The 8,526-nt window shown below is 38.1% G+C and carries 9 protein-coding genes; 5 read left to right on the top strand and 4 right to left on the bottom strand.

The window, feature by feature from the left end:
• Positions 1 to 36: 36 nt before the first annotated feature.
• Entirely contained in the window at positions 37 to 633 is a 597-nt protein-coding gene (gene plsY, locus Q4489_RS09515) for a glycerol-3-phosphate 1-O-acyltransferase PlsY (protein WP_303479505.1), read from the bottom strand.
• Between the two features lie 123 nt (positions 634 to 756).
• Here plsY and folB point away from each other — a divergent pair, with 123 nt between their 5' ends.
• The 4 genes from folB (at position 757) to Q4489_RS09535 (ending at position 3,900) form a co-directional block, all read left to right on the top strand.
• On the top strand, positions 757 to 1,113 hold the full coding sequence (gene folB, locus Q4489_RS09520; protein WP_303479507.1) for a dihydroneopterin aldolase: 357 nt from the start codon (positions 757 to 759) through the stop codon (positions 1,111 to 1,113).
• Positions 1,113 to 1,622 (top strand): 2-amino-4-hydroxy-6-hydroxymethyldihydropteridine diphosphokinase, encoded by a 510-nt coding sequence (gene folK, locus Q4489_RS09525; RefSeq protein WP_303479509.1) that lies wholly within the window; start codon positions 1,113 to 1,115, stop codon positions 1,620 to 1,622. Before folB ends, folK begins: the two co-directional genes overlap by 1 nt.
• A 2-nt stretch (positions 1,623 to 1,624) precedes the next feature.
• The gene (locus Q4489_RS09530) at positions 1,625 to 2,440 is read left to right on the top strand and encodes an undecaprenyl-diphosphate phosphatase (RefSeq protein ID WP_303479512.1); all 816 of its coding nucleotides are present in this window, start codon (positions 1,625 to 1,627) and stop codon (positions 2,438 to 2,440) included.
• Between the two features lie 302 nt (positions 2,441 to 2,742).
• Positions 2,743 to 3,900, top strand: coding sequence for an acyl-CoA dehydrogenase family protein (locus Q4489_RS09535; RefSeq protein ID WP_303479514.1), 1,158 nt, complete (start codon positions 2,743 to 2,745; stop codon positions 3,898 to 3,900).
• Positions 3,901 to 3,955: 55 nt separating this feature from the next.
• Here the strand turns inward: Q4489_RS09535 and Q4489_RS09540 are convergent, their stop codons facing one another.
• Positions 3,956 to 5,374: a diguanylate cyclase gene (locus tag Q4489_RS09540; protein WP_303479516.1), complete on the bottom strand. Its 1,419-nt coding sequence runs from the start codon at positions 5,372 to 5,374 to the stop codon at positions 3,956 to 3,958.
• A gap of 259 nt (positions 5,375 to 5,633) precedes the next feature.
• Here Q4489_RS09540 and Q4489_RS09545 point away from each other — a divergent pair, with 259 nt between their 5' ends.
• Positions 5,634 to 6,482: a tetratricopeptide repeat protein gene (locus Q4489_RS09545; protein ID WP_303479519.1), complete on the top strand. Its 849-nt coding sequence runs from the start codon at positions 5,634 to 5,636 to the stop codon at positions 6,480 to 6,482.
• A 45-nt stretch (positions 6,483 to 6,527) separates the two neighbouring features.
• On the opposite strand, the gene msrA is transcribed toward Q4489_RS09545, so the two are convergent.
• Together msrA and Q4489_RS09555 are read right to left on the bottom strand one after the other, a co-directional pair.
• Positions 6,528 to 7,067 (bottom strand): peptide-methionine (S)-S-oxide reductase MsrA, encoded by a 540-nt coding sequence (gene msrA, locus Q4489_RS09550; protein ID WP_303479522.1) that lies wholly within the window; start codon positions 7,065 to 7,067, stop codon positions 6,528 to 6,530.
• Positions 7,068 to 7,147: 80 nt separating this feature from the next.
• Entirely contained in the window at positions 7,148 to 8,260 is a 1,113-nt protein-coding gene (locus Q4489_RS09555; protein WP_303479524.1) for a DUF3083 family protein, read from the bottom strand.
• Positions 8,261 to 8,526 lie beyond the last annotated feature (266 nt).

Genomic DNA, 8,526 nt, shown 5'->3' on the forward strand with positions numbered 1-8,526 from the left:
CTTCGCTGTATAAACCAGTGCGGTTAGCTTTTTGTGTTAAGGAAGTTTATTACGACCAATTTTTGGCTCACTACCCGTTAATAAGCGGACAATATTATGCCGATGGCGGAAAATAATCAGTGCGGAGAGCATTAATACTGGAAAGGTGTATAAAGGCTTAAGTAACCAAGTATAAAGCGGTGCTAAACTGACGGTAATAATGGCAGCAAGGCTTGAATATTTGGTTACTCTGGCTACACCATACCAGGTTAAAATTAGTAAACCGCCAAGATCAAGTCCAATAGGTAGAAGAGTACCAAATGCTGTTGCAACAGCTTTCCCACCTTTAAATTGGAAAAAAACAGGAAACATGTGGCCCAAGCAAGACGCGATTGCGATACTGGCAAGATACAGAGGTTCAATGCCAAGAAAATAAGCAGCCCAAACAGGTATGGTGCCTTTTAACACATCGAACATTAACACCGCTGCTGCAGCGCGTTTACCACCAATTCTTAATACATTAGTGGCACCAGGGTTTCCCGAGCCTTGTGTGCGTGGGTCAGGTAAGTTTAATAACTTACACAATAATATGGCACTAGACACTGAACCCAATAGATAGGCAAAAACAACCATGGCTAGCGTCAACGTTAACATTTGACTCAATTTCCCTGTTAAACAACATTACGTTATGTTCATTGTGCCCTTAACAAACTAGTTTTTCTACTCTTGTACAGGTAAACTCGCCATTTAATTTAGAATAATTAAGTTTAGAATCTAATGGATAAGGTTTTTATTAGTGGTTTGTCTATTCAAACAACGATTGGCTTTTACGAATGGGAAAAGCAAATAAAGCAAACATTGGTGCTAGATGTTGAAATGGCTTGGGATATTAAACCAGCCGCACAAAATGATGAATTAGCTAAAACGCTTGATTACGCTGAAATTTCTCAAGCATTAGAACGTTTTGCCAATGAACACCCCGTTGATCTTATTGAAACATTAGCGGAACGTATGACCACCTTTTTAATGAGTCAATATCAGATCCCATGGATTAAGCTACGTATTCACAAGCCCAATGCTGTTTTTAATGCGACCTCTGTCGGGGTAGAAATTGAACGTGGGCAGTGTGATTAATGGCCAGTGTTTATTTATCGATAGGCAGTAACATTGATCGTCAAAAAAATGTTGAGAGTGGTTTAAATGCCTTGTCATCGTTATTCGGTCAATTAACGTTATCGTCTCTTTTTGAAAGCGAAGCCGTGGGCTTTAGTGGCTCACCGTTTTATAATATGGTTGTTGGTTTTACTACAACTCATTCTTTGCATCAACTTGCCGATACATTACGGCAAATAGAATATCGTCATGGTAGAGCGCTTGATGCAAAAAAATATAGCCCGAGAACGTTAGATTTAGATATTTTACTTTATGATGATGTGATTTGTCAGCAACCGGCACAATTACCGCGTGATGAAATATGCTTTAATGCTTTTGTACTGTGGCCGCTTGCAGAAATAGCGCCTGACATTATACATCCAATTGAAAAGAAAACATTTGCTCAATTATGGCAAGCATTTGATCAACACACACAACAACTAGAAAAAGTTGCCTTACATTGGCAGCAACCGCAAAAGGACCTGACATAAACATGACATTTCTAGAAATATTCTGGTTAGCATTAATACAAGGGTTAACTGAGTTTTTACCTATTTCAAGCTCAGCTCATTTAATTTTGCCTTCAGCAATACTAGGATGGCAAGAGCAAGGTTTAGGGTTTGATGTTGCGGTGCATGTGGGTACCTTACTCGCAGTGGTACTGTATTTCCGTAAAGAAGTTGGTGCAATGGCTGTCGCCTGGTTTGGCACATTAGGAGTTGGCCCCGCAAAACACGAACGTAATTCGTTTGATGGCAAGTTAGCGTGGTGGATATTATTCGCTTCTATTCCTCTAGGCTTAGTAGGGCTTTTAGGTAGCGATTTTATCGAAGCACATTTACGAACAGTAGCGGTTATTGCAGCAACAACACTTTTATTCGGCGTATTGTTAGGTTTTGCAGATATTAAAGCAAAAGAAAATGTATCAGTTGAACAACTTGGTTTTAAAGGTGCGATGATTATTGGTTTATCACAGGCATTAGCGCTAATTCCTGGTACATCGCGTTCAGGTATTACCATGACATTTGGTATGATGTTAGGCTTAAGTAAAGAAAATGCAGCTCGATTTTCATTTTTGTTATCTATCCCTGGCATAATGATGCCGGGTGGATATTTAACCTATAAATTTGCCACAAGTGCAGCCACTGTTGATTGGCAAGTGCTTGGTTTAGGTAGCGTTTTAGCGTTTATCTGTGCCTATGCTTGTATTCATTATTTTTTAATCATTGTTGGTAAGCTTGGCATGATGCCTTTTGTTATTTACCGCCTTATTCTTGGCGCGGGTTTGTTATGGTTTATATTCGCATAATATATAGCACATACTAAGCTAACGACCACCATTAAGCACACTCTAGATATCATGCCAGTCAATTAAATCGACTGGCATTTTTATATTTGATCATAAAGAAGATACTAAGTACGCGGTTATTTTTAATAAAGCGATACTTTGAACTAGTAAATCATAGTTAACTATCTCAAGTTAATTGTACCTGACCCCTTTAATGTTGATTTGCAGTTAACGTAAACGTTAAATAATTTCGTGTTTATAACGGTATTTTTGTATAGAATGAAAAGAAACCTTTAACGCCTAATACTAAAGGGGCAAATCAAATGAATTTATCGTTAACTGAAGAGCAAGTGATGATACAAGATATGGCAAAGAAGTTTGCTGAATCTGAGTTAGCACCTGTTGCCAGCCAACTAGACGAATCACCCGATGAGTCGTTATTTTTATCAAATTTAGCCAAACTTTCTGAACTTGGCTTTATGGGGCTTAATATCAAAGCCGAATATGGCGGAGTAGAAGCTGGCAGTGTGGCATTTAGTTTAGCGATCACAGAATTAGCAAAGGCGTGTGCCTCAACGGCAGTTACTACTTCAGTCACAAATATGGTGGCCGAAGTTATTCAAGCGGTTGGTAATGAAGTTCAAAAGCAACAATATCTACCCAAACTGTGTGGTGGAGAGTATCGTGCAGGGGGTTTTTGTTTAACTGAAAATTCTGCTGGTTCTGATCCTGCTGGAATGAAAACAGTCGCTGTTCGAGAAGGTGATGACTTTATTATTAACGGTAGCAAGTTATACATAACGAGCGGAACATTCGCTGACGTTTTTGTTGTTTGGGCAGTAACAGATTCGAGCGCCAAAAAAGGCAAAGGCATATCATGTTTTATTGTCGAAGCGAGTACACCGGGTGTAAATATAGGTAAAACAGAAGATAAAATGGGGCAGAAAGCATCGCCCACGAATGAAGTACATTTTGAAAATTGTCGTGTGCCTGCGTCGACATTACTTGGCCAAGAAAACAAAGGTTTCGGTGTTGCTGTAGGCGAACTTGCGGGTGGTAGAATCGGTATCGGTTCTCTGGCACTCGGTATTGGTTTAGCCGCAATGGATTATGCGCGCGAGTATTTAATAGAACGTAAGCAATTTGATCAACCGCTTGCTAATTTTCAAGGGTTACAATGGAAACTTGCAGAGCGTTATACAGAGCTTGAAGCTGCAAGATTATTATTAATGCAAGCGGCTTATACTAAAGAACAAGGCTTGCCGTTTGGAAAACAAGCATCAATGGCGAAACTTTTTGCCGCGGAAAAAGCAAATATCGCTTGTTATGATGCTTTGCAAATGATGGGTGGTGCCGGATACATAAAAGAATATCCGTTGGAGCGATTTGCTCGTGATGTTCGTGTAACCTCTATTTATGAAGGTACTAGTGAAATACAAAAAGTGATTATTGCCCGCGAGCTACTCAATGAAGTGAAATAGAGCATAGCGTTGTGATTGGTGCGCCTCATGTTAGGCGCACCAATCACTTTTTCAACTAGGCATTATCAATGGTGAAAATGGTATCTTTGCCAAGCTCTTTGGCTTGATACATTGCATTATCTGCGGCAATAAACCATTGATCTGCACTTTTACTTTCGCGCAATGGGGCGATACCAATACTACAGGTTACACAGGGTAGATCGTCTGAAGATGTTTCAAATAAACATTGCTGAAAACGTTTTGCGATAATTTTAGCTTCATCTATGTTGGTTTCAGGGCAAAGTATAACAAATTCTTCGCCTCCCCAACGCGCCACAATATCTGTATTTCTGGCACATTCTGTTAACTGCATTGCAAAATATTGTAGTACGTCATCGCCAATTTTATGACCAAATTGATCATTTATTTGTTTGAAATCGTCAATATCTAAAATAAGTAAACAGGCATCTTTATTGTAGCGTTCTTTAAGTTTTATTTGTTGTTGAATGCACTCAGATAAATGCCCGCGATTATACAAGCGGGTTAACGAGTCACGAATGGCTAGATCAGCAAGTTGCTTATTTTTATCATCAAGCTGTTGGTGGGCAAGCTGCAACGCCTTATTTTTTGCCTCTAGAATGCTTGCATTGTTAACTGAGCGCCAATAGCCAAATAATAAACAAATGATCACCGCGGAAAACGCAGAAGCTGATTTAATCGCCATACTATAGTCTTTCACTTGGGTGGTGTTTATTTCTTTTAGATATGAAAACACTTGCGCGTGCTCTGCAACCGTTATTTGTGAAATAGCTTGATTAAGTATTGGTACCATATCTGATAATGATTTACTCACCCCGATACGAAGTTTATCTTCTAGTTCAGATATACCTACTATTCTTAAATTATTTAATGCATTGTCTTTGATGTATTTATTGGCTCCGTGAAAAGAACCTAAGTAAAAATCAATTTCTTTATTTTGTACTTTTTCTAAGCCTTGCGCTTCGTTTTCTACTTCAACAATATTAATTTCAGGGTAGTTTTCTAATAAATATCGGTGTAAACGATAACCGGTAACCACAGCAACCGATTGTTGATTAATATTTGCTAAATGCCCAATGAGTGGTTGATTATAATGTCCATAAAGTGCATTTGGAGCGCGAAATAACACTTTTGTAAAGTCAAGAAAGCCTTTTCTGTTCAAAGTGCTATTTAACATGGGGATCAAATCACACTTGTTTGTTTGAATATACTCAAGTGTTTGTTGCCAATTACTTGTGGGGACAAGAGTAAAGCTAAGATTGGCGTTTTGTTCAATGAGCGATAGGTATTGGCGAGAAAGTCCAACATGTTGCTCATTAATGAGTGACTCGTAGGGTGCCCAATCTGGGTCGATACAATAACGAATAGTAATAGTATTTGACGAAGCCGCCATCAACGAAAAACTTTCGCTAAGGAGTAAAGCATAAAAACCGATCAATACAGCATGTTTCATCATTTTTTGTAATATTAGTGAAAATTATTACGCCGACTACGAAACAAGCGTAAATTCACTATATCGTTAATTAATATCAATTGAAATAAGTATTTAATCACTTAGTTATAACTTAATGTTTTAAGGTAAGATTGTGATTACAAAAAGGCTTTAAACCATAAAGGCAAAGTTCCTAGCTTATTTGGAGAGTTTAGTGCTATTACACTTGTTAATTTTACCTTTGCCCCCACGTTAAAAGTAAATAATCTGACGAGGAATAATTGTGTCGAATGTAACCGTAGCCATGACGATGGAAAACTTTCAAAAGATTGTATTGGAAGATTCAAAGGAGAAGCTCGTATTAGTCGCTTTTTGGGCTGAGCAAGTGCCAGAAAGTGTCGAATTAAAAGACAAATTATCAGCGCGAGTATCGGGTGCAGGTGAACATATCTTAATGACAACGGTTGATTGTCAGGCTGAGCAACAAATTGCTGCGCAATTTGGCATTCAAGGTTTACCAACGGCTGTTTTAGTCAAAGATGGACAACCTATTGATGGGGTTTCAGGACCACAAACGGATGAGAGCATTGAGGCCTTTATTGGTAAGCATTTACCTAAACCTGAAGATGAGCTTTTAACTCAGGCAAAAGCATGTTTAGCTGAGAACGATGTGAACCAAGCGTTTGGTTTAATTACTCAAGCACATCAACTAGATGCAGAGCGAGCTGATATTAAATTTATTTTGATTGATGTTTATTTACAGACAGGCAAAATATCAGAAGCTGAACAATTACTTGGCACGATAAAAATGGTCGATCAAGACAGTGATTATGCAGCTTTAGTTGCTAAATTGGAGTTAGCCAATGAAGCTGCTGATTCGCCAGAAATTCAAGCATTAGAACAAGCAATTGAAAAAGAGCCTGAAAACAATGAACTAAAACGGAAATTGGCTGCGCAATATAATCAAGTAAATCGTAATGAAGAAGCGTTAACGATATTGTTTCGTTTAGTTCAGCAAGACTCAAGTGATGCGGATAGTAAACAGTTATTGCTAGATGTACTTAAAGCCTTGCCAGACGGTGATCCTCTTGCCACTAAATATCGTCGGAAACTATATACCTTGATGTATTAATAAAAGAAAAGCGCTTAAGCGCTTTTCTTTTGGAACAAGCAAACGTTATTTTAATTTTTCGACAAATGTTTTTCTAAATTTAGCAAGTTTTGGAGAAACAACGGCCTGACAATATTGATTTTCAGGGTTATTGTTAAAATAATCTTGATGGTAATCTTCCCCAGAAAAGAACGGGCTTAATGGGTTTATTTCAGTAACAATTGGTGCTGAAAAAGCTGTAGACTCATTAAGTTCTTTAATGATGTTTGAGGCAATTTGTTGTTGTTCGTCGTTGTGATAAAAAATTGCTGAACGATATTGAGTACCAATGTCATTGCCTTGACGGTTCAATTGCGTTGGATCGTGTAAGGTGAAAAATATTTCTAAGATTTCACGAAAACTTATCATGCCACTGTCATATGTTAATTGAACAACTTCTGCGTGCCCAGAATTTCCTTCACACACCATTTTGTAAGTAGGAGCGTCAGTATGTCCGCCCATATAACCAGACTCGGCGCTTATAATCCCCTGTAAACTATTGAAAGCTGCTTCGATGCACCAAAAGCAACCTCCGGCTAACGTTGTTTTTTCAATAGTTGACGCCATAAATACTCCCTATAATTAGGTGGAATAAAGAAACGCATTATACCGTGCTTCACGAGGTTGAATAGTACCCGAGTTTATATCTAAACGTTATATGCAATATGTTGGTGAAACCTCACCGTTAATTCCTCTTTTTCTGGCGGAAGTGCCAACTCTGTCGCTAATAATCGCGTTGCTTGTTCTATTTGATTAAGAAATCGTCCATAGCCATGATCGCTGCGATTATCGCGTGTTGCGACAAAAATAAGTTGTACATTGTCGGTTAGTTGATCTGCTTGCCATTTACTTATGATGCCACATGGGCTGTTTTCAGGATTGTAGCCTAACATTTGTAATTCACCAATCGTAGAAACCGTTTCGTGTGCGCTGTATCTGACAATAGGCACGAGTCCATTAGCAATCAGCGCGCCGTTATTTAAATTAAACCTTTTTGCTACTAGTGAAAAACTATCGGTTAAAAAGGTATATAACGGATTATAGGGATCAATCGATTGAGGATCGATTTCAACCATATTTAGCAATCGGTTGTTGATTGCTAGATTAATAACTGCATAAGTAATGTTAGAACAATTATCAGGTATTTTAGTGCCTTGATTGGCATATCGTTGAACCATGGTACGTAATTTATGTGCTGTAACACCCGTACAACCTTTATTTCGAGCGAAAATATCATACGTGATATGTTGGTGATCTCGAACTCGAATGTCCTCTTTAGGTAAGGCTAATTGCTCTTGGTAACACAACAAAACCTTGAGCACCTTTTGGTGAAATTCAGCAGCATTTTGCCTGATGTCATCGCCTTGTGCGAGAAACAGCAGTGTTATTTTTTTTGCGCGTACATTGGCATCAAAAAATGAATTTTGTAATTCATGAATGTTTGGATCATAGTAGAAAAGAATTTGCTGGCTTGTTTGCCATTGATGAACTTCTTGACTGTAACGCACTCGTACTAATTTATCATTGGCAACAAAAACACAATTTTTAATGGCAAAGTCGTTACATAGGGTAAACAATAACTGAGACATGCTCTGATAAAATTGAAAGTAGGCCTGTTGATTTGATTGATCAAGCGTTGGGCTTACTTTATTGAGTAATTCATTGCTGATTGGAAATTCTGCTAAAATATACTGATTATCTCTCGCGTTAGCAGGAATAAAAGCTTTGTGTGAGGCACTGCGTTTACGAACTATAGACATTGAAATTCCCTGTCTGTTGGTTAATGTGATGATTCGCGGCGATTATAAGTGGTGGATATGACAAATTTATGTCATTGAAGACGAGCTATTAGTGAACAATGATGAAACTTTTATGACAATATTTTATCGCTATTTTAGCTAAGCCCCTTACTATCTATTGTTAATTTTCTATGATGTTGATATTTCTCCTTAGAGCGTGTTGATCTTTCAAGTTTGTTTTTGCAGCAATTTGTTTGGTATTTATACAAGGCAGAGCTTGTGCCGTG

Source organism: Thalassotalea sp. 1_MG-2023, assembly GCF_030546745.1.
GTDB lineage: Bacteria > Pseudomonadota > Gammaproteobacteria > Enterobacterales > Alteromonadaceae > Thalassotalea_C.